This window comes from Tenacibaculum litoreum, from assembly GCF_964513915.1.
Taxonomy (GTDB): Bacteria; Bacteroidota; Bacteroidia; order Flavobacteriales; family Flavobacteriaceae; genus Polaribacter; species Polaribacter litoreum.
The window spans coordinates 717,033-740,357 of the sequence record NZ_CAZEQS010000002.1 but is presented as its reverse complement, the minus strand read 5'-3'; the positions used below and the strand labels follow the sequence as shown (position 1 = coordinate 740,357).

At 34.8% G+C, this 23,325-nt stretch carries 13 protein-coding genes, 3 tRNA genes and 3 rRNA genes; 8 read left to right on the top strand and 11 right to left on the bottom strand.

Features of this window, described 5'->3' with window-relative positions:
* Positions 1–154: 154 nt before the first annotated feature.
* The 6 genes from tsaD to ACKTTR_RS04810 all read left to right on the top strand — a co-directional run bounded on the left by tsaD (position 155) and on the right by ACKTTR_RS04810 (position 7,287).
* The gene (gene tsaD / locus ACKTTR_RS04835; protein ID WP_408026758.1) at positions 155–1,183 is read left to right on the top strand and encodes a tRNA (adenosine(37)-N6)-threonylcarbamoyltransferase complex transferase subunit TsaD; all 1,029 of its coding nucleotides are present in this window, start codon (positions 155–157) and stop codon (positions 1,181–1,183) included.
* Between the two features lie 98 nt (positions 1,184–1,281).
* Complete coding sequence (locus ACKTTR_RS04830; protein ID WP_408026757.1) at positions 1,282–3,054, top strand: LTA synthase family protein; 1,773 nt, start codon at positions 1,282–1,284, stop codon at positions 3,052–3,054.
* Between the two features lie 57 nt (positions 3,055–3,111).
* Entirely contained in the window at positions 3,112–3,777 is a 666-nt protein-coding gene (locus ACKTTR_RS04825) for a M15 family metallopeptidase (RefSeq protein ID WP_408026756.1), read from the top strand.
* A gap of 67 nt (positions 3,778–3,844) precedes the next feature.
* The gene (locus tag ACKTTR_RS04820; RefSeq protein WP_408026755.1) at positions 3,845–4,519 is read left to right on the top strand and encodes a hypothetical protein; all 675 of its coding nucleotides are present in this window, start codon (positions 3,845–3,847) and stop codon (positions 4,517–4,519) included.
* Between the two features lie 143 nt (positions 4,520–4,662).
* Positions 4,663–5,658, top strand: a complete 996-nt coding sequence (gene pdhA / locus ACKTTR_RS04815) for a pyruvate dehydrogenase (acetyl-transferring) E1 component subunit alpha (RefSeq protein WP_408026754.1) — start codon at positions 4,663–4,665, stop codon at positions 5,656–5,658.
* Positions 5,659–5,661: 3 nt separating this feature from the next.
* The gene (locus ACKTTR_RS04810) at positions 5,662–7,287 is read left to right on the top strand and encodes a pyruvate dehydrogenase complex dihydrolipoamide acetyltransferase (RefSeq protein ID WP_408026753.1); all 1,626 of its coding nucleotides are present in this window, start codon (positions 5,662–5,664) and stop codon (positions 7,285–7,287) included.
* Between the two features lie 68 nt (positions 7,288–7,355).
* On the opposite strand, the gene ACKTTR_RS04805 is transcribed toward ACKTTR_RS04810, so the two are convergent.
* The 9 genes from ACKTTR_RS04805 to ACKTTR_RS04765 form a co-directional block, all read right to left on the bottom strand.
* A complete protein-coding gene (locus ACKTTR_RS04805) occupies positions 7,356–8,609 on the bottom strand; it encodes a nuclear transport factor 2 family protein (RefSeq protein ID WP_408026752.1) in 1,254 nt (417 codons plus the stop codon).
* Between the two features lie 101 nt (positions 8,610–8,710).
* Entirely contained in the window at positions 8,711–9,766 is a 1,056-nt protein-coding gene (locus ACKTTR_RS04800; protein ID WP_408026751.1) for an AraC family transcriptional regulator, read from the bottom strand.
* Between the two features lie 282 nt (positions 9,767–10,048).
* Positions 10,049–10,157: ribosomal RNA gene (rrf, locus tag ACKTTR_RS04795) — 5S ribosomal RNA — on the bottom strand.
* Between the two features lie 99 nt (positions 10,158–10,256).
* Positions 10,257–13,128: ribosomal RNA gene (locus ACKTTR_RS04790) — 23S ribosomal RNA — on the bottom strand.
* A gap of 152 nt (positions 13,129–13,280) precedes the next feature.
* Positions 13,281–13,354: transfer RNA gene (locus ACKTTR_RS04785), tRNA-Ala, on the bottom strand.
* Between the two features lie 114 nt (positions 13,355–13,468).
* Positions 13,469–13,542 (bottom strand) — tRNA-Ile (locus ACKTTR_RS04780).
* A gap of 157 nt (positions 13,543–13,699) precedes the next feature.
* A 16S ribosomal RNA gene (locus tag ACKTTR_RS04775) occupies positions 13,700–15,223 on the bottom strand.
* Together the 16S, 23S and 5S rRNA genes with 2 tRNA genes alongside form the textbook arrangement of a ribosomal RNA operon.
* A 942-nt stretch (positions 15,224–16,165) precedes the next feature.
* Positions 16,166–17,230: a PA0069 family radical SAM protein gene (locus ACKTTR_RS04770; protein WP_408026750.1), complete on the bottom strand. Its 1,065-nt coding sequence runs from the start codon at positions 17,228–17,230 to the stop codon at positions 16,166–16,168.
* Between the two features lie 175 nt (positions 17,231–17,405).
* On the bottom strand, positions 17,406–20,150 hold the full coding sequence (locus ACKTTR_RS04765; protein WP_408026749.1) for a S8 family peptidase: 2,745 nt from the start codon (positions 20,148–20,150) through the stop codon (positions 17,406–17,408).
* 147 nt (positions 20,151–20,297) lie between these two features.
* Between ACKTTR_RS04765 and ACKTTR_RS04760 the strand changes: the two genes are divergently transcribed.
* The gene (locus tag ACKTTR_RS04760; RefSeq protein WP_408026748.1) at positions 20,298–21,137 is read left to right on the top strand and encodes a M57 family metalloprotease; all 840 of its coding nucleotides are present in this window, start codon (positions 20,298–20,300) and stop codon (positions 21,135–21,137) included.
* 57 nt (positions 21,138–21,194) lie between these two features.
* Here ACKTTR_RS04760 and aroC read toward each other — a convergent pair whose 3' ends face one another.
* Complete coding sequence (gene aroC / locus ACKTTR_RS04755; RefSeq protein ID WP_408026747.1) at positions 21,195–22,256, bottom strand: chorismate synthase; 1,062 nt, start codon at positions 22,254–22,256, stop codon at positions 21,195–21,197.
* Positions 22,257–22,550: 294 nt separating this feature from the next.
* Here aroC and ACKTTR_RS04750 point away from each other — a divergent pair.
* A tRNA-Ser gene (locus ACKTTR_RS04750) sits at positions 22,551–22,635 on the top strand.
* 115 nt (positions 22,636–22,750) lie between these two features.
* Here ACKTTR_RS04750 and ACKTTR_RS04745 read toward each other — a convergent pair.
* On the bottom strand, positions 22,751–23,323 hold the full coding sequence (locus ACKTTR_RS04745) for a phosphatase PAP2 family protein (RefSeq protein WP_408026746.1): 573 nt from the start codon (positions 23,321–23,323) through the stop codon (positions 22,751–22,753).
* Positions 23,324–23,325: the final 2 nt, after the last annotated feature.

The window sequence follows — 23,325 nt, the reverse complement described above, 5'->3', positions numbered from 1 at the left end:
GTTCCCTAATCTTTTAATAACTTCCCTTATTTATAATCCTATTAACAAAAGTAATCAGCAAACTGCAAAAATGCTGCCTTATTTTAAAGAAATGTTATTTTTAACGAAAATCTAACGTAATATCAATATTTTTGTAACCTAAATCCGAAAAGATTTGAGTACAGAAAACATCTATATTTTAGGTATTGAGAGCTCTTGTGACGACACAAGTGCTTCGGTAATTTGTAACGGAAAAGTGTTAAGTAATGTTGTAGCAAACCAAGAAGTGCATGCTAAATATGGTGGTGTGGTTCCTGAGTTAGCTTCAAGGGCACATCAACAAAACATTGTTCCTGTTGTACAACAAGCTATTGAACAAGCTGGTATAACTAAAAACAATTTAAATGCAATTGCTTTTACTCGTGGCCCAGGGTTAATGGGCTCATTATTAGTTGGTACTTCATTTGCTAAATCTTTAGCCTTAGGGTTAAACATTCCTTTGATAGATGTTAACCACATGCAAGCACATATTTTAGCTCATTTTATTGATGAAGAAGGAAGCAAAATACCTCCTTTTCCTTTTGTTTGTTTAACCATTAGTGGTGGACATACACAAATTGTAAAAATCACCAATCATTTTGAAATGGAAATCTTAGGTGAAACGATTGACGATGCAGTTGGTGAAGCTTTTGATAAATCTGCTAAAATTTTAGGTTTGCCTTACCCTGGTGGACCTTTAATTGATAAATATGCGCAATTAGGAAATCCTAAAGCTTTTAAGTTTACCAAGCCTAAAGTAGGCGATTTAGAATTTAGTTTTAGCGGATTAAAAACTGGAATCTTATACTTTATTCAAAAAAACGTAAAAGAAAACCCTAACTTCATTAATGAAAATCTCAATGACATCTGTGCTTCTATTCAATATACTATTATTGAAATTTTGATGGATAAGCTTAAAAATACTGTAAAACAAACTGGTATTAAACACATAGCTATTGCTGGTGGAGTTTCTGCTAACTCAGAAATACGAAAACGTTTAACTTTAGCAGAAAAACATTGGGGGTGGACAACTTACATTCCAAAGTTTGAGTATACCACAGATAATGCTGCAATGATTGCCATTGCAGGATATTTAAAATATTTGAACAACGATTATTCTGATATTTCTGTAACAGCTAAAGCTAGATTAAAAGTTACAGAATAAATCTCTTTTATACTACAATGACTAACTTTAAAAACAGATTTCTTTTTAGCATTACATATTACTTTTTATGGGTAGTATATTTTTTACTTGCCCGCTTTTTGTTTTTAATATATTACTTTGATAAAACTTCTGAATTAAGTTTTTTTACTGCTTTAAAAACATTTGTATACGGTATTCAATTAGATTTTTCTTTTGCTGCATACTTAGCTGCTATCCCTTTTTTAGTCATTTTGCTTTCAATATGGATTCCTAAAAAAGTTATTGGTTATATTATTAAAGGTTATACTTTCCCTGTTCTTTCAGTAATTAACCTGTTTATGCTAACGGATATTTCTTTGTATAAATTTTGGGGAGTTCGTATAGATGTAACAGTCTTAAATTATATTAATACACCTAAAGCAATGTTAGCTTCTGTAAGCACTTTACAATTAATTGGTGGACTATTTGCTTGGGTATTACTTTCTGGTATTGCTATTTACTGTTTTAATAAAGTTTTGAACAAAGCCCTTAATAAATTAAACAAAAGACATTTTTTAGAAGCTCCTATATTTTTACTGTTAATTGGTAGCTTAATAATTCCTATGCGAGGTGGTTTTGCTAACATTCCTATTAATCAAAGTAACGTATACTTCTCAAAAAACATGTTTGCTAATCATGCTGCTGTAAACTTTATTTGGAACTTTGCAAATACAATTAGTCATAAAACTGACGGTAAAAACCCGTACATTCACTATAAAAAAGAGATTGCTAAAAACATCATCAATAAAACTAAAAATCAACTTTTAACAGCCAATACAGATTCTATCTTAAATACTAAAAAACCTAACGTTATTTTACTTATTTGGGAAAGTCTCTCTGCTAAAGCGGTTGGTGCATTAGGAGGTGAACCTGATGTTACCGTAAACCTAAACAAACTAGCTAAAGAAGGTATTTTGTTTACTAATTTCTATGGAAATGGAGATAGAACAGACAAAGGGGTTCCTGCTATTTTAAGCGGCTATTACCCTCAGCCTACAAAAAGCATCATGAAAATTCCATATAAAGCAAGAAAGTTACCTATACTTACCAAAGAAATGAAAAGGCTAGGATACAACACTAGTTTCTATTACGGAGGTGATAGTAATTTTGGAAACATGATTACCTATTTGCGAAACGGTAAAATTGATAAAATTGTAGATGGAGCTGAATTTGACAAAGAAAACTGGAACTCAAAATGGGGAGCACATGATCACATTTTTTTAGATCGATTTATGAATGATTTATCTTCCCCTACCCTAAAAAAACCTTTTTTTGAGGTGGCTCTAACATTAACCAGTCATGAACCTTACGAATTCCCTGGTAAATATAAATTTGGTAAAAGCTCTGTAGAGAATTTATACAGAAGTGCACAAGCCTATACAGACAAAGCTGTAGGAAAGTTTATTGAAGAAGCTAAAAAACAACCTTGGTGGGATAATACATTAATCATCATTTTATCTGACCATGGACATCCATTACCTAAACACAAAGGTTACTTTAACTCCCCTAAAAGATTTCAAATTCCAATGGTTTGGTTAGGCGGTGCTCTTAATAAAACAGGAATTACTATTGATAATTTTAGTGCTCAAAGTGATTTAGCTTATACTTTAACTGACATTCTAGGAGGTGACCCAGAGCAATTTCAGTTTGGAAAAAATATTTTTAACGCCTCTGAAAATCAATATGCACATTATGTATTTAATAAAGGATTTGGTACAGTTTCTAAAAACGGAACCTTTGTATACGATTATGTAAGCAAAAAACCTGTAATACAAGAAGGTAATTATCAACCTTTAGATTCTTTAGGAAGAGCTATTAGTCAGGACGCTTATCAAGATTTTTTAGATAAATAAAAGTTAATCTTTCTTTAAGAAAGAAACTGTTAAAATCCATTTCATTACTTTTACCCTATGAAATGGATTTTAACGTTATTTTTACTTACTTCTTTAGCTATTCAATCTCAGAAATTACCTAAAGGTTTTTCATATATCAAAGACGTATCTCCTACAATACAAGGTGAATTAAGATACTGTTATAACAACAATTTTTTGGGGGTTCCAGTTAATGGATATGAAGAAAATATTCTTATAGTTACCACCCCAACTGCTAAAGCTTTAAAAAAAGTTCAAGATGAATTAGCTACTAAAAAATTAGGCTTAAAAATTTATGATGCTTATCGCCCGCAAACAGCAGTAAACCATTTTGTAAAATGGGCTCGAGTAATTAACGATACATTAATGAAACAACAATATTATCCTGAAGTTAATAAACGTCATTTGTTTAAACTAGGATATATTTCTTCAAAATCTGGTCATTCAAGAGGAAGTACTGTCGACTTAACAATTATACACTTAGAAACAGGTGAAGAATTAGACATGGGGAGTCCATATGATTTTTTTGGAGTTTCATCTCATATTACTTATGAAAACCTTACAGAACAGCAAAAAAAGAACAGACAATTACTACAAAAAATAATGCGTAAACATGGTTTTAGACCTTATAGTAAAGAATGGTGGCATTTTACCTTAAGAGGTGAGCCTTTTCCTAAAACCTTTTTTGATTTTCCTGTAAAATAACTAGTTTTAGTCCTTTATTTTAAAATCACTCAAAAATCGGCATTATATTTGCTTAGATTTATTTACAATGATGAAAATAATACCAACACTTGTAATCGTTTTTTTATGTAGCATAACATCCAATGTTTTTGCACAGATGGATGGTTCAATTGGTGGTAAAAAAAAGGGAAACTCTGCTTTTGGTATTATTACTGCACCTGCAAAAGAAGTAAAAAAACCTAAAGCGTTAGATTTTGACAATAACAATGGTTTTAAAACTGCGCATAAAGAACAACAAAAAGAACTTCAAAAAAAGCAAGCTCAAAAAGATTTAGAAAATAAAGGGATTTTAACTAAAGCTAAAATAGCAGAAGAACAATACTTAAAAAATTTCAAGCAAATTAATGGTATGTATCAATATCCTGTTATTGATCAGGATTTAGGTAGTTTCAGTACTAAATCAAAAAGTGTTAATATTATTTGTAGAGACTATCAATACCCAGATGGAGACAGGGTCACTATTTATATAAATGAAATACCAGTTGTTAGCAACCTTACACTGAAACAACGATATCAATCTTTTAATCTTCCTTTAGATGAAGGTATAAATACCATAAAAATTGTAGCCTTAAACCAAGGAACCTCTGGTCCTAATACAGCTGCTTTTAAAATTTATAATGATGCTGGTATGTTAATTTCATCTAATGAATGGAATTTAGCTACAGGCGCAAAAGCCACAATTATTGTAGCTAAAGAACAGTAATTATATCTCTTTTTTCAATATAAAACCTTTCTTCAACTTTTAGTAATAAGTTTTTTTAAATTACTAAAAACTACTTATTTTTGTAGCTACGTTTTGCTACAGGTAAAACAAACAAACATTTAAATAAACAACTAAAGTATATAATGAAGAAAATCACCAAAGAAACCTATATCAATTGGTATAGAGATATGCTATTTTGGAGAAAGTTTGAAGACAAGCTAGCAGCAGTTTACATTCAACAAAAAGTTAGAGGTTTTTTACACTTATATAACGGTCAAGAGGCTGTTTTAGCAGGTTCATTACATGCAATGGATTTGACTAAAGATAAAATGATTACTGCTTATCGTAATCACGTTCAACCAATTGGTATGGGAGAAGACCCAAAACGTGTTATGGCAGAATTATATGGTAAAGCTACTGGTACTTCTCATGGTATGGGAGGTTCTATGCATATCTTCTCTAAAGAATACCGTTTCTATGGTGGTCACGGAATTGTAGGAGGTCAAATTCCTTTAGGTGCTGGTATAGCTTTTGGAGATAAATACAAAGGTAGCGATGCTGTTACTTTATGTTATTTTGGTGATGGAGCTGCGCGTCAAGGTTCTTTACATGAAACTTTTAACATGGCTATGAACTGGAAATTACCAGTGGTATTTATTGTTGAAAATAACGGATATGCCATGGGAACTTCTGTTGAAAGAACAGCAAACCATACTGATATTTGGAAATTAGGATTAGGGTATGAAATGCCTTGTGGACCTGTTGACGGAATGAATCCTATCAAAGTTGCTGAAGCTGTAGATGAAGCTATTCAAAGAGCTCGTCGTGGTGACGGACCTACTTTCTTAGAAATGAAAACGTATCGTTATAGAGGTCACTCTATGTCTGATGCTCAACATTATCGTACCAAAGAAGAAGTTGAAGAGTACAAAAAAATAGATCCTATTACTCAAGTTTTAGATGTCATCAAAGAAAAAGAGTATGCTACAGAAGATGAGATCAAAGTAATTGATAAAGAAGTAAAAGATATGGTTAAAGAATGTGAAAAATTCGCAGAAGATTCTCCATATCCAGAGCTAAATCAATTATATGATATGGTATACGAACAAGAAGATTATCCATTTATAAAATCTAAGTAAACTATGGCTACAATTATAAACATGCCTCGCTTAAGCGATACGATGGAAGAAGGAGTGGTAGCTTCTTGGTTAAAAAAAGTAGGTGATAAAGTTGAAGAAGGTGATATTTTAGCTGAAATCGAAACTGATAAAGCTACTATGGAATTCGAATCTTTCCACGAAGGTACTCTATTACATATAGGTGTTCAAGAGGGTGAAACAGCTCCTGTTGATAGTTTATTAGCTATTATTGGTGAAGAAGGAGAAGATTTTTCAGCATTATTAAACGAAAATAATTCTGCTCCTGCTGAAACAAAATCAGAAGCTCCTAAAGCTGAAGAGTCAAAAGCAGCATCTACAAACACTTCTATTCCTGAAGGAGTAAAAGTGGTAACTATGCCTCGTTTAAGTGATACAATGACTGAAGGCACCGTTGCTTCTTGGTTAAAAAAAGTAGGTGATAAAGTTGAAGAAGGTGACATTTTAGCTGAAATCGAAACTGATAAAGCTACAATGGAGTTCGAATCTTTCAACGAAGGAACTTTATTACATATTGGAGTTCAAGAAGGTGAAAGTGCTCCTGTAGATAGCTTATTGGCTATTATTGGTGATGCTGGTACTGATGTTTCATCATTGGTGGAAGCTCATAAAGCCGGTACTTTGACAAATGCTGATGCATCTGAAAAACAAGAAGAAGCTCCTAAAGCTGTAGAAAACAAAACAGAAGCAGTTGCTACTCCAGTTGAAACAGTATCAAATAATAAAGGTGGTCGAATTTTCGCTTCACCTTTAGCTAAGAAAATAGCTAAAGACAAAGGAATTAATTTAGCGGATATTAAAGGATCTGGAGAAAATGGTCGTATCATCAAAAAAGATGTTGAAAACTATACTCCAGCTGCTAAAGTTGAAACTCGAGCTACCAGTACTACTACTCCATCAGCAGTAACTAATTTTGCAATTGCTGGAGAAGAAAACACTTCTGAAGTTAAGAATTCTCAAATGCGTAAAGCTATTGCTAAGGCATTAAGTAATTCTAAATTTTCTGCTCCTCACTTCTACTTAAATATCGAAGTAGATATGGATAATGCAATGGCTTCTCGTAAAACCATTAACGCAATTCCTGATACTAAAATATCTTTTAATGATATGGTTGTAAAGGCATGTGCAATGGCTTTGAAAAAGCACCCACAAGTTAATACTAGCTGGACAGATAACGACACTTTATTCCACAGTCACATTCACGTAGGTGTAGCTGTAGCTGTTGATGAAGGCTTAGTTGTACCTGTAGTAAAACATACAGATGCTTTAAGTTTAACACAAATTGGTGCTGCTGTACGTGATTTAGCTGGTAAAGCTAGGAACAAGAAAATTACTCCTGGAGAAATGCAAGGAAGTACCTTTACCGTTTCTAACTTAGGAATGTTTGGTATTGAGAGTTTTACTTCAATTATTAACCAACCTAACTCTGCAATTTTATCAGTAGGTGCAATTGTACAAAAACCAGTAGTTAAAAATGGAGAAATCGTTGTAGGCAATACAATGAAACTAACCTTAGCATGTGACCACAGAACGGTTGACGGTGCTGTTGGTGCTCAATTTTTACAAACATTAAAAACCTATATTGAAAACCCAGTTACAATGTTAGCTTAGTATTCAATAAAGTTATAAATAGAAAAAGCTCGCAATTTGCGAGCTTTTTTTGTTAATTAAATTAAGTGTTATTTTGAATTAATGATTTTGATTACCTCTTTTACCAATTTAGGAACCGATGCAGGATTTTGTCCTGTTACCAATCTTCCATCCACTTCAACATGTGCTTCAAGGGGAGAATTTGAGTGAAAGAATTTTCCACCGTGCTTTTCTATTGTTTCTCCAATTAAAAAAGGGAAACTTTTAAAATATGCTCTATCTTTTTTTTCATAATCTTCAGGAAACCCATTTACTCGTTTATTTTTTACCACATATTCTCCATTACTTTTCTTTAAAAAAACAATTCCAGCTGTACCATGACACACTGCACTGATAACACCATTTTGCTTTTCATAAATATTCATAGCTATCTTTTGAATTTCTTTATTTTTAGGTACGTTAAACATAGCACTTCCACCTCCTACATAGTAAATAGCTTTATAATCAGACGGACGAACTTGTTTTGGTGTTTTAGTATATTTTAAAGCATACATAAAATCACTATCATATAAATATTTCTTCTTCTTTTTCTCTGAAGTATTCAAATATTTTAAAGGAATATCGCCTCCTTCAGGACTTATAATATCTATGTTAAAACCAGCTTCTTTAAACATTTCATAAGCCACTATTATCTCGTCAAAACTATTACCTGTAGGAATATCAGTTCCTATATAATAATCAGTATTAGAGACAACAAATAAAATTTTATTCCCAGTTTCCTTTGATAGCTCTCTCGTTGCTGTTTTACTGATAATTTTCCATTCCTTAGCAAACTTCTTCAACAAAAAGAGGTCTATAAATCTCCATTTGCGATTAGGTATTAAAATTTCAACTTTAGCTGTAGCAATATCATTTGTAATATCTATTGAAATGATTTCTCCTATCCTACCATTAAACTCTCCTTTTTTATCAGATGAAAAAAAGCTTGTATACTGTTCTGGGGAATAACGCTTAAAGCCATCCTTTACAGTTAAATAAAGCGTAGCATCTTTTGAAAAAGAGTTTTTTAATATATGGAGTCTATTATATGAACTTCCTTTAATATAACTTTTAAGAGTTTCTTCTATAAGCTCTTTATCAGAAAGAGGTAAATTAGTATCTGGACGATCTAAACTTTCATAAAACAATCTATCGTCAGACACAAAACTTTTATCGTAATTAATTACTTTTTGTTGTTTGCCTCCATAGATATTAATTAGGAGTTCTTGTTTAACATCTTCTTTATCTTGTGAAAAGCACGATAAAGAAAAGAGTACTGAAATTAATGTCGCTATAATTTTCATATATATAAAAGATTTAAATTTTACTTCAAATCTCTTAAAACAACCTTCTTTCTTGATGAAATCTTATAATTTAGGTGTCCTAAATTATAATTGTGTACTAGTTACTCTTCTAAAAACTTCTTTTGATACTGAGCTGGCGTTAGCCCTACAACTTTCTTAAATGTAGCGTAAAAGTTTGATTTTGAAGAAAAACCAGCTTCAAAACCAATACTTTCTAAAGTAATTTTATGATTTTCTTTTAATAGTTTCTTCGCTTCCTCAATTCTATATTCATTCAAGAATGTTGCAAAGCTTTTTCCAAGATTATCATTTAGAAATTGTGATAATTTATGAGAAGACACCCCTATTTTAACTGAAATATCAGACAATTTTACATCGGTCTTTTTATACAATTCTTGTTCTTTCATTAAAACATCTAATTGCAATTTTAAAGAATCTGCTTCATCATTTTCAATCTTTTTTGCAGAGTATTTTTCTGGCAAGTCTCTAAAAATAGATTCTCTATTTTTCTTAGAAAGAAATAACAATATCAATCCATAAAAAACAATAGAAAAAGTAACAGTTCCTACAAAATAGAAATAAAAATAACCAATTATGTATGCCAAATAAATTAGTAGATTACTTACATAAACAGCCACCAACCATACTTCTGAAGTAGTAAAAGTTTCTTTTTTTGAAAATAGTTTTTTGAAAATATCTTTTAAGACTACCCCTGATAACACAACATAAATACCCCAAACCAAATAAATAAACTTAACAAAATAGGTATTCCAAAAAAGCATATCTATTGCATATGGCTTTATGATTCCTACTATAAGTAGTACTAGGAATAATATTAAAAAATGAATTTTCCAGTTTAACGGAATTTTCTTCGTTTTTGTAACAGATGATTTTAAATAGTAATACAACGAGATTCCTATTAAAAAACAAGCTGATAGTCCTATTTGTATAATCCATAAATTTCTCTCTTCCCTAGGGGTAAATATTGTGTAAACGGACTTCCCTATTCGTACTGTTAAAAAGAAAGTTAACAGCCCAAACAAAAAATTAGGGACTCTTGTCGTTTTATCTAGCAATAAAAAATATATACTCACCAAGAGACCATTAAAAACACCTAAAGAACATATGAAAAATAAAACTGCATTACCTAAACTCATTCTGTTTTTTATAAGACGTAAAGATTAAAAAACAAATTTCAATGTACAAATCTTCTTTACCCTAAAACTTCTTAAATTATTTAGTTATTTAAGACTCATACAACAACTATTAAAAGATATAAATCATGTTACCCTATAAAGAGTTTTAAAATAGTTTATTCCTCTTTTATTTACTTTCTTAAGGCTTTATAGAATATAATCTACCTCCTCTGTAAGAATTTAGGAGGTTAAAAAATTAGGTATAAAAAAAACCTCAATCTAATAAAAGATTGAGGTTTAAAAGAAAGGCAACGACCTACTCTCCCACCAGTGGCAGTACCATCGGCGCTAATGGGCTTAACTTCTCTGTTCGGAATGGTAAGAGGTGAGCCCCATTGCGATAATCACCTTAAATCGTTTCAGTATATTTCAACTGTATAAGTTAACATATTAGTAAAATCATATCATAAATTATCAAAGAGTTTGCTCCCGGCCACTAGGACCGGGATACGTACATAAGCCTATGGGTTATTAGTACTACTCAGCTACATACATTACTGCACTTACACTTATAGCCTATCAACGTGGTGATCTTCCACGACCCTTTAAAGAAATCTCATCTTGTGGTGGGTTTCGCGCTTATATGCTTTCAGCGCTTATCCCTTCCCGACGTAGCTACTCTGCAGTGCCCCTGGCGAGACAACAGATACACTAGAGGTCAGTCCAACTCGGTCCTCTCGTACTAAAGTCAGATCCACTCAAATTTCTAACGCCCACAGCAGATAGAGACCGAACTGTCTCACGACGTTCTGAACCCAGCTCGCGTGCCACTTTAATGGGCGAACAGCCCAACCCTTGGGACCTTCTCCAGCCCCAGGATGTGACGAGCCGACATCGAGGTGCCAAACCCCCCCGTCGATGTGAGCTCTTGGGGGAGATCAGCCTGTTATCCCCGGAGTACCTTTTATCCTTTGAGCGATGGCCCTTCCATGCGGAACCACCGGATCACTATGCTCTACTTTCGTACCTGATCGACCTGTATGTCTCTCAGTCAAGCTCCCTTATGCCATTGCACTCTACGCACGGTTACCAAGCGTGCTGAGGGAACCTTTAGAAGCCTCCGTTACTCTTTTGGAGGCGACCACCCCAGTCAAACTACCCACCACGCACTGTTCTCATTGCTGAGTTAGGCTCTAGATAAGCAAAGGGTGGTATTTCAAGGATGACTCCACAACGCCTAGCGACGCTGCTTCAAAGTCTCCCACCTATCCTACACATTACTTATCCAAAGTCAATACGAAGCTATAGTAAAGGTTCACGGGGTCTTTTCGTCCCGCTGCGGGTAATCGGCATCTTCACCGATACTACAATTTCACCGAGCTCATGGCTGAGACAGTATCCAGATCGTTGCACCATTCGTGCAGGTCGGAACTTACCCGACAAGGAATTTCGCTACCTTAGGACCGTTATAGTTACGGCCGCCGTTTACTGGGGCTTCATTTGATTGCTTCGCCGAAGCTAACAACTCCACTTAACCTTCCAGCACCGGGCAGGTGTCAGGCCTTATACATCATCTTTCAATTTAGCAAAGCCCTGTGTTTTTGATAAACAGTCGCCTGGATCTTTTCACTGCGGCCCTACCGGAGTAGGGCGACTCTTCTCCCGAAGTTACGAGTCTATTTTGCCTAGTTCCTTAGCCATGAATCTCTCGAGCACCTTAGAATTCTCATCCCAACTACCTGTGTCGGTTTACGGTACGGGTTCTTATAATCTGAAGCTTAGAGGTTTTTCTTGGAAGTTTTTAGGCACACTATCCACGCATCCGAAGACTTGTGGTACTATCACACTTCAGCTAAACCGGCGGATTTGCCTACCAGTCTAATACCTAAATGTTTCAACGAACTATTCCGTCAGTTCGCGGTGCTTTCACTACTCCGTCACCCCATCGCAATTATAAGAAGTACAGGAATATTAACCTGTTGTCCATCGACTACTCCCTTCGGATTCGCCTTAGGTCCCGACTAACCCTCAGCTGATTAGCATCGCTGAGGAAACCTTAGTCTTTCGGTGAGGGGGTTTCTCGCCCCCTTTATCGTTACTTATGCCTACATTTTCTTTTCTATACGTTCCAGCATGCCTCACAGCACACCTTCAGCACATATAGAATGCTCCCCTACCACTTTAATAAGTCCATAGCTTCGGTAATATGTTTATGCCCGATTATTATCCATGCTCGACCGCTCGACTAGTGAGCTGTTACGCACTCTTTAAATGAATGGCTGCTTCCAAGCCAACATCCTAGCTGTCTGGGCAGTCAAACCTCGTTTTTTCAACTTAACATATATTTGGGGACCTTAGCTGATGGTCTGGGTTCTTTCCCTCTCGGACATGGACCTTAGCACCCATGCCCTCACTGCTGAGAAACATTTTATAGCATTCGGAGTTTGTCAGGAATTGGTAGGCGGTGAAGCCCCCGCATCCAATCAGTAGCTCTACCTCTATAAAACTTTGTCTCAACGCTGCACCTAAATGCATTTCGGGGAGTACGAGCTATTTCCGAGTTTGATTGGCCTTTCACCCCTACCCACAGGTCATCCAAAGACTTTTCAACGTCAACTGGTTCGGTCCTCCACTATGTGTTACCACAGCTTCAACCTGCCCATGGGTAGATCACTCGGTTTCGCGTCTACTACTACTAACTATAGCGCCCTATTCAGACTCGCTTTCGCTACGGCTCCAGACCTTAAATCTTTAACCTTGCTAGCAACAGTAACTCGTAGGCTCATTATGCAAAAGGCACGCCGTCACACAGTAAATGTGCTTCGACCGCTTGTAGGCGTACGGTTTCAGGTTCTCTTTCACTCCCTTACTTAGGGTTCTTTTCACCTTTCCCTCACGGTACTAGTTCACTATCGGTCTTTCAGGAGTATTTAGCCTTACCGGATGGTCCCGGTGGATTCATACAGGATTACACGTGTCCCGCACTACTCAGGGTACTGCTATATTATCTTCGATTACCTATACGAGACTATCACTCTCTTCGGTTCGTCTTTCCAAACGATTCTAGTTCTCTAAGACTCTAATGTCGCAGCCCTACAACCCCAATATTGCCGTAACAACATTGGTTTGGGCTAATCCGCGTTCGCTCGCCACTACTAACGGAATCACTTTTGTTTTCTCTTCCTATGGTTACTTAGATGTTTCAGTTCACCACGTTTGCTCACCCGAAGGTGTGACATGTCTTCAACATGCCGGGTTGCCCCATTCGGAAATCTACGGATCATAAAATATGTGCTTCTCCCCGTAGCTTATCGCAGCTTATCGCGTCCTTCTTCGCCTCTGAAAGCCTAGGCATCCTCCATACGCCCTTATTTAGCTTATTGTACTTTTTGCTGTAGTATAAATACTACAACGAGCTCTTTATAATTCTTGTTCTTATAAAAATATTTTGTTAGATTTAATCTAACTCTCTATCTTGATTCTTTACGATATCATTTTACCAATATGTCAATGAACTTGTGGACCTTAGTCCTTGTGGAGAATATCGGAGTCGAACCGATGACCTCTTGCGTGCAAGGCAAGCGCTCTAGCCAGCTGAGCTAATCCCCCTTTTCTTTTCAGTAGTCGGTATCAGTTAACAGTTATCAGTTAATTGATGACCTATACGTCAACTTGGGATACCCAACTTCTAAAATTTCCTTTCAACTATTTATCTTAAAATTGTAGTCTCGGGCAGACTCGAACTGCCGACCTCTACATTATCAGTGTAGCGCTCTAACCAGCTGAGCTACGAGACTTTTTTTAGCCTCTAGACTTTAGCTCTTAATTATTAGATATAACACTAACAACTATCGACTAAATACTATTGACTTCTTAAGATCTTAGTCTATTTTTTTAAAATTAACAGCAAAGAGTAAAATAAAACCTCTTATGTAACTCACCATCTTTCTCTAGAAAGGAGGTGTTCCAGCCGCACCTTCCGGTACGGCTACCTTGTTACGACTTAGCCCTAGTTACCAGTTTTACCCTAGGCAGCTCCTTGCGGTAACCGACTTCAGGCACCCCCAGCTTCCATGGCTTGACGGGCGGTGTGTACAAGGCCCGGGAACGTATTCACCGGATCATGGCTGATATCCGATTACTAGCGATTCCAGCTTCACGGAGTCGAGTTGCAGACTCCGATCCGAACTGTGATATGGTTTGTAGATTCGCTCCAACTCGCGTTGTGGCTGCTCATTGTCCATACCATTGTAGCACGTGTGTAGCCCAGGACGTAAGGGCCGTGATGATTTGACGTCATCCCCACCTTCCTCACGGTTTGCACCGGCAGTCTCGCTAGAGTCCTCAGCTTTACCTGCTAGCAACTAACGATAGGGGTTGCGCTCGTTATAGGACTTAACCTGACACCTCACGGCACGAGCTGACGACAACCATGCAGCACCTTGTAAAGTGTCCGAAGAAAAACCGATCTCTCAGTCTGTCACTCTACATTTAAGCCCTGGTAAGGTTCCTCGCGTATCATCGAATTAAACCACATGCTCCACCGCTTGTGCGGGCCCCCGTCAATTCCTTTGAGTTTCAATCTTGCGATCGTACTCCCCAGGTGGGACACTTATCACTTTCGCTTAGTCACTGAATATAAACCCAACAACTAGTGTCCATCGTTTACGGCGTGGACTACCAGGGTATCTAATCCTGTTCGCTCCCCACGCTTTCGTCCATGAGCGTCAGTATATACGTAGTAGACTGCCTTCGCAATCGGTATTCTAAGTAATATCTATGCATTTCACCGCTACACTACTTATTCTATCTACTTCCGTATAACTCAAGTCAACCAGTATCAAAGGCAGTTCCATAGTTAAGCTATGGGATTTCACCTCTGACTTAATTGACCGCCTGCGGACCCTTTAAACCCAATGATTCCGGATAACGCTTGCACCCTCCGTATTACCGCGGCTGCTGGCACGGAGTTAGCCGGTGCTTATTCTTACAGTACCGTCAGTTAGTTACACGTAACTAAGTTTCTTCCTGTATAAAAGCAGTTTACAACCCATAGGGCAGTCTTCCTGCACGCGGCATGGCTGGTTCAGAGTTGCCTCCATTGACCAATATTCCTCACTGCTGCCTCCCGTAGGAGTCTGGTCCGTGTCTCAGTACCAGTGTGGGGGATAATCCTCTCAGACCCCCTACCTATCGTTGCCATGGTAAGCCGTTACCTTACCATCTAGCTAATAGGACGCATAGTCATCTTGTACCGATAAATCTTTAATTAAAAAATGATGCCATTTCTCAACATTATGGAGTATTAATCTTCATTTCTAAAGGCTATCCTCCTGTACAAGGCAGATTCTATACGCGTTACGCACCCGTTCGCCGGTCGTCAGCAAAAAAGCAAGCTTTTCCCTGTTACCCCTCGACTTGCATGTGTTAAGCCTGCCGCTAGCGTTCATCCTGAGCCAGGATCAAACTCTTCATTGTATAATCTTTAATATTATAAATGTTAAGTTCCAAAAGAATTTTTAACTTCGTAGAAGTTATGGTTATTCTACTCTTTGTTTTACGCTGTCAATTTCAATATTTTCAATGAACTTGGTGAATCTCTAACAATAAGCGTTAACTCATCTTTTCAATCCAACCTTTTGTAGAAATACTAGACTCGAACTAGTGACCTTACCGTCTTCCAAAATTTCTGTGATCGTGTCGCTTTCTCAAAGCGGATGCAAAACTACAAACTCTTTTTAATCTGACAAAACTTTTTTTAAAGTTTTTTTTCGTTTGTTTCGCTACACTATTTTAATGAACTGTTTCCCTAAAAATCGGACTGCAAAGATACTCACTTTATTTCTTATTAAACAAGAAAAATTTAAACTATTTTTTAACCTTTTCTTTAAATATCTTAAACCCTATTTTAATGAACTCTTACTAACTTCTTAGCTTACCGCTTCTCCGTTTGCGGGTGCAAATATAGATACCTTTTTCTTTACAACAATGACTTTTTTTACCTTTTTTCCAAACCTTTTTTTAACTCTTTGTCTTATACCTCTTTATACCTGAAAGTTTTTTCTAACCAATCAAAACAATACCTACTCTTGTACTCTAAATACATCTTTTAACTACTTCCCTTAACACTGAAGTGGCTTGTACATACTATATATATGGTAGCAAATCGCGTTAGGGATTAAAGCGAATAGGCTATTTAATTCTTTGTTTCGTTGAGTGTACTGCATTTAAAGCGACATCCTTTTACTTTTATTGAATTGTAATAGCAACCCAAAAGCAAAAGATACAACGAAAGGCCCGACTCTTTACAATGTTATTGCCTAGCGATAACTAAATTACAAAGTGAAACACACAACTAATAAAACCATATTCGAAATACATTATATATATTGTAGGTAATTGCCTTTTACAATATATTATTTAGAACAGTGTTGTTTGATTTGTTTGGTACTTATCAAATTTGGTATAATCTAGCGGAGGTAGTGTTTTGTCTTTTAAATATAGTTTTCTTGCTAGCTTGAATTGTGTATTTATTTGCTCTGCTATTTTTCCTTCTCCCCTCATTCTACTCCCATAACGTGAATCATTCAGCGAGCCTTTATGTGTGTCTTCTATTTGATGTAGTATTTTGTTTGCTCTATCGGGATAGGTTTTTCTTACCCAATTGGTAAAAATTTCTCCTATCGCTCCATTCAAACGCACTATTGTGTATGCAACTGATGTTGCTCCTAACTCACTTACTTTTTTTACTAATGGTAATATTTCGTGACTATTAATTGAAGGTATAATTGGCGCCATCATAACATTAACTGGAATATTATTTTCTGCTAACACCTTAACTGTTTCTAGTCTTTTTTTGATTGTTGTTGTTCTTGGCTCGACTACTCTTCTTGTTTCCTCTGATAACGATGTGATTGATATACTCACCCTCACTAAATTCAAAGCTGCCATTTCTTTTAAAATATCTAAATCACGAAGTATTAATGCATTTTTTGTTATCATACTTACTGGATGTTTTAATTTTAATAGCACTTGTAGCATTTTTCGTGTGATTTCAAGTTTCTTTTCTATCGGTTGATAACAGTCTGTATTTCCTGAAAACATAATATTTTTGGGGTGCCAATTACGACTTCGTAACTTTTTCTCTAATAATTCTGGTGCATTGGCTTTGTACAATATCTTTCGTTCAAAGTCTAACCCTGCTGAATACCCCCAGTATTCGTGCGTATTACGTGCATAGCAATATATACACCCATGTTCACAGCCTTGGTACGGATTCATAGAGTATGAGAACCCAATATCAGGACTCGTTACTTTATTCAAAATTGTTTTGGGGTAAATTTCCAAATAAGTTGTTTTATTATTGTCTGCTAATTCATTTTCAGCTTCGCAATAATTTAAAAAGTCATCTAACACCTCATGCTGATGCTGTATAAATTTATTATGTGTGTTGTGTTGTGCACCACGCCCTTTAATGTAGTCCATAATCATATCTAAATAAATATTATAAAATTGTCTTTAGAATGACTTTATCGAGAACAGGTTTGTATAAACTTCTCGATACAATTTCGATAGAGTATCGAAATCATCCGAAGTGACTTTGTAAAATTACAAAAAGTAACACAAAAGTTTTAACCTTAATCTTACTAATTAAAAAAACTTAAGGTTTTACTAGTATTTTCTTTACTGCTATTTGTTGCCCTTCTTTTAGTATACGAACAAACAGTAAACCTGTTTTAAAGTTGGGTATAGGAATGGTTTGCCTAATTTTTTGAATTTTGTTTGTATAAATTATTCTTCCTGCAACATCTACAATTTCTATTTCTAAATTATTCCCTCTTGAATACACAAACATTCCTTCTGAAGCTATTACAGGATTTGGATATATTTTTAAAGTATCATCAAAAGGGAACTCTATTTTTATACTGTCTGTATAAATCTCTGTTCCATCATCAAGAATAATTTTAGCCCTGTATTCATTTTCTCCACCTAAAACTTTTTCATCTTCTGTTTGAAGATCTTCTAAACTAGGCATTGTAAATGTTTCAATTACTTCTGTTTCTCCGTTACGTGTTTTTTCAAAGACAACTGAAGCTACATTGGTTAAAGTACTTAAACTTAATCGAACATCTACTACATTTTCATTTTTTACAAAGGCTAAAAAATTCTTGTAATAACAATTTACTCCTTGTGAATTGTAGTTTATTGTTTGCCCTTTAACCCCTACTCCACTATTAAAAACTGGCGTTACTGATATATAAGGTGTTTTAAATGTATTTTTTGGAATTACAATATTTGTTTCACTTACTGTTGAGTTGGTGTACATATAAGTATCTTCTAATAATTGTACATTATATGCTGTTACATTTGGAACTGACTCCCAGCTAAATTGAATATTTTCATCACAGTTAAAATCGACAATTGGTGTAATAATCTCAGAAATTATAAATTCTTCAGATATATAATACACTCCATTTACCAAAGCTCTTAATTGAGCTACCCCATTAACATCTGGAGTATTCCAAAGAAAAAATGGTTTTGTAATATTTGTAGCGTTTGCTATCTCTGTCCAACTTCCATTATTAATAGAATATTCAATTTTATTTACAGGAAAATCTAAGTTATTGGTCCATCGTACATATTTATCTGTTACTGCTGGTAGCTTATCCTCTTTATTAGGATAATTCCACATAAAGGTATCTTTGGGCTGATAGAAATAAGCGACAGAAAATGCTTGCGCCGCTGTTGCTAATGAATTTGCTTTTATCTTTATACTATAGGTTCCTATTTCAGGATTTTCAATTGTAATTAATTCTACATTATTTAAGTGATCTTCTCCTAGTGTAGCTTCCTTTTCTAACAAACTTTGAGAGGGTGACGCATCCAAAACCCAAGGTAACCACGAATTTACTCCGTTACTTATTTCTAAATCTAAATCGTTTACTAATGCTTTATCTTCATTAACATTAGCAGGAACATCATTCCAAACTAACACTACTCGTATTTCTTTTGCTGTCGTATTTATAGGAATTGAATATTCTTTTATTTCATTACTTGAGATTTCATCATTAATATACCTTCCGTTTTCTAAAATACTCATGCTTTGAAAACCGTTTATATTACCGTAACCACTTTTAAAGTCAATTCCTTTTGGACCAATATCGTCAGCTCCCGCAATTAATAGGGATTTTAATAATGCCGAAGATGGAGATTTGTTTGTTTTCTCTTTATATTTATGCTGTAGTAACGTTGCTACACCAGAAACTATCGCCGCTGCATCTGATGTTCCATCTGGACCGTGTGCTACCAGTTCTGGTTTTATTCTACCGTCATAAGTAGGTCCTTTTGAACTTCTCGTATTTACCATCAATTCTTTATTCACTCCTCCAACAACTAAAACATTTTTAGCCATTTTATAGTTTCCTGTCATATTAGCATATCCTTCTATTCCTTGGTAGGCTCCTTCATTAGATGCAGCTTCTCCTCTATTTCCGGAAGAAAAAACATGAAGTAGTTCAGGTATATCAATTGTACTTTGGTCGTAAGCATTTGCCTCTGCTCCATAGAAGTTTTCTATTTCTGTTCCGTAAGAATGGTTTTGAACAAATATATTATTGTTATTATAATAAGTATCATTATCAGGCAGCAGTGTACTGAAGTCTGAAGAAGATAAATGACTATGGTTAGCTACTCCTTTAGAGTTATACGCACTATTCCCTGCTCCTCCTATTATAGTGGCCATTGATGTTGCATGGCTAGAAACATCTTCTGCTTCACTTCCATATAATTTTACTCTATTTCTTAAATCTATATCTTCTACATCAAACAACAATTCTTTTACAGAAACAGTTACTCCTTCTCCATTGATAGTTTTGAAGTCATTTTGAAGCTTATATATATTATTGACACTTAAATCTACTTTTTCAATCGGTACTTTTTCTGGACGGGGAGCTATTTGAACATCTACATAAACAACCTGATACATGGAGGTTAATTTACTTATATCTGCCGAAGATACTTTAAGAGTTAGAATGTCCTTGTACTTATGTTGTACTTTAATACTTATATTTTTTTCTTTTGCTTCTTCTAAGAATAGTTTTGAATTAATTGTTTTAACAACAACCTTTACCAGTTTATTCTTTTTCTTTGACAATCGTGAAACTCTATATGATTGCTTCCAACTATCATTTATATCAAATAACTTTCCTTTAAAAGAAAAAGGTTTTTCTTTTTTTGTTATTATAAAAAAGTTTTTATCTAATTTTCGTACTACATTAATTTCTTTCTCATTGAAAATCAGATCTTTTTTATAAATTAAATAATATTTTTTTTTCAACTCTTTTTCCTGATTTTTTTTTGGTTCTATTTTTTTTACATAATCAGGAAAATCAACTTGCGAGTACATTTTTAATGTTAAAAACATTCCAAAAACAAAAAGAAAAAACAACCTCATAAAAATATATTATTAACGCAAATAAAACACTTTTTTTGCATATTCCATGATAAAAACATACATTCGTTGAAATTTTTTAATAAAAATCCTTTCAAAAAAATGAAAAATTTAAATTCACAACTATTAAGCCTTTTGGCTTTCGCAGTTATTTTATTTACTGCATGTAACTCTTCAGAAGAGACTATTCCAAACAACGAAACTAGCGAAATTACGCCTGAAATAGTTTCAAAACTACAAGCTGCTTATTTCGAAACTTCTTCAGCTAAAGTAACTACCTTTATGGGAGAAAAAGGTGTAGCTGTAGAAGACATGTTCTTTACTTTTGCTCAAATTGATGAGTTAGGTGAAGGGGCTAACATCCCTAACACTGAACATTACCGAACTACTAACTTAGTAACTGGTTTACCTAGAGTTATTACAGTAAGTGTTTCTCCTGATTTAGGAACTTTAGGTTCTGATGCTTTAGACAAAACTATTGTTATGTTAAACAATTTAGGTTCTCAATTAACTTACCAAAGAGTTTCTTATGGTGGTAAGGGTAAATCTAAAGCTGATATTGAAGTTAATGAGTTTTACGAATTAGAAAGTGGTGGATTTATCACTTTAGGTAGAGCTGCTGGTTTCCCAACTAGAAGAGGAGATCCTGCTAAAGGTTTCGGTATTAACAGTAGATGGTTTGAATTGTCTATTGCACCTACTTCTAGCGAGCTTGCTGGAACTATGGCTCATGAAATTGGACACTGTATTGGTTTCCGTCATACTGATTATCAAACACGTGAAAGCTGTGGACAAAATGTTAATGAAGGTAGTGCTGGTGTAGGAGCTATTCATATTGCTGGTACTCCAACTGGATCTGACAACACTTCAATTATGCAGTCTTGTGGACCTGCTACCACATTCAACAATAACGATAAAAATGCGATGTTAACTCTTTACTAGAAAGAGTCGTGTTTTTAAGATATTTAAAAGCCCAGATATATCTGGGCTTTTTATTTTTTATTTTTTTCTAGTTTTATTCATTAACCAAAAATCAGCAAGTACTAAAGCTGTTAATGCCTCTACAATGGGTACAGCTCTTGGTACTACACAAGGGTCGTGTCTTCCTTTTCCGTGTATCTCGGTAGCTTCACCTTTTGAGTTTGTCGTAGCTTGATTTTGCATTATTGTAGCTACAGGTTTGAATGCTACTCGAAAATAGATATCCATTCCGTTAGAAATCCCTCCTTGAATTCCTCCTGACAAGTTAGTTTGTGTTGTTCCATCTGGATTAAAAATATCATTATGTTCAGAACCTTGCATTTTTGCTCCACAGAAACCACTTCCAAATTCAAACCCTTTTACAGCATTGATAGACAACATGGCTTTTCCTAACTCTGCATGTAATTTATGAAAAATAGGTTCTCCTAAACCTACAGGTACATTTTGTGCTACACATGTTATTGTTCCTCCAATAGTATCACCTGCTTTACGTATTTCATGAATCTTATCAATCATCTTTTCAGCTGATGCTTCATCAGGACAACGGACAATGTTACTTTCAATTTTAGAAAAGTCTAAATCTTGATATGGCTTTACCATAAAAACATCTCCTACTGATGATGTAAATGCATTTATATTAATGTGATTGATTAATTGCTTTGCTAGAGCTCCTGCTACAACCCAATTGGCTGTTTCTCTTGCTGATGTTCGTCCACCACCTCTATGATCTCTAATTCCGTATTTTTTATCATACGTATAATCGGCATGTGAAGGACGGTACACATCTGTATTATGGTTATAATCTTTACTTTTTTGATTTGTATTCTTTATTACAAAACCTATTGATGCTCCAGTAGTCACCCCTTCAAAAATACCCGACAAAAACTCAACCGTATCTGGTTCTTTACGTTGTGTTACTATTTTAGATTGCCCTGGCTTACGACGATCTAATTCTTGCTGAATAGCATCAAAATCAACTTTTACTCCTGAAGGGAATCCATCAATCACACCTCCAATTGCTATTCCATGAGATTCACCAAACGTAGTTAGCTTTAAAATATTTCCAAATGAATTAAACATACCTTACTATTTAATAGGACGAAGGTAGAATTTATTTACTAAAAAATGATAATTTTCATTCTTATAATTATCGGTTAATCCATTATCACACCCTATTATATGTTTAGTTTATTTTTTTATTTAAATTTTTTAAAATTTTATTTTACACCAAACTTATTGATAGCAAAAGCATTACGTTTCACAACACTTTTAAAGCTTAAATTTTATTAAAAAAAGTATCAAAAAACTTTTTTTGAATTGAAAAAAGGTCATATATTTGCACCCGCAATCAGGAAATATCTGATGAGGCACTCAGGAGAAATGGCAGAGTGGTCGAATGCGGCGGTCTTGAAAACCGTTGTCTGTAACAGGACCGGGGGTTCGAATCCCTCTTTCTCCGCAAGTCCGAAGCGAAAGCTTCGGATTTTTTTTTAGGGGATTAAAGAAAAAAAGCTTACAAAATTGTAAGCTTTTTTTATTGATTAGAAACAGTAACGTTTCTTATAACCTTAACACTACTCTTTCCCTAACCTAATTCTCTTCTCTAGAGCTAAGTATCCAAAATAAAATAATGCTCCTAAAATTACACCTGAAACATACCCTGTAGTGACGTCTACTGGAAAATGCACACCTAGATATATTCTACTATACCCAAAAATTAAAGGAAATAAAATCATTAAGTAAATTAATCTAATGTGCTTTCTTAACAACAGAATCATAAAAGTTGTTATTGTAGTAGATAACGAAGCGTGACCAGACCAAAAACTATATCCTCTAGGCTTATATGTAAAATCTCTCAAATACTCTTTTAAACCTTCAGTATTACAAGGTCTAATTCTTTCTGTAGTATTTTTTATCAAGTTTGTAAATTGATCAGAAAAAGCAACAATAACCGCTATAAATAACACCGTAAATATTCCTTTTTTCCATCCAAACTGTTTAAACACTAAAAACAACACAAAAGCAAACAGTGGTGTCCAAGTAAATTGATTGGTTATTGTTAACCAAAAACTATCCCATTGCTCGCTTCCTAAATTGTTAAGATAAATTAAAAGCTCTTTATCTTTTTGTATAATATTTTCTATCACAA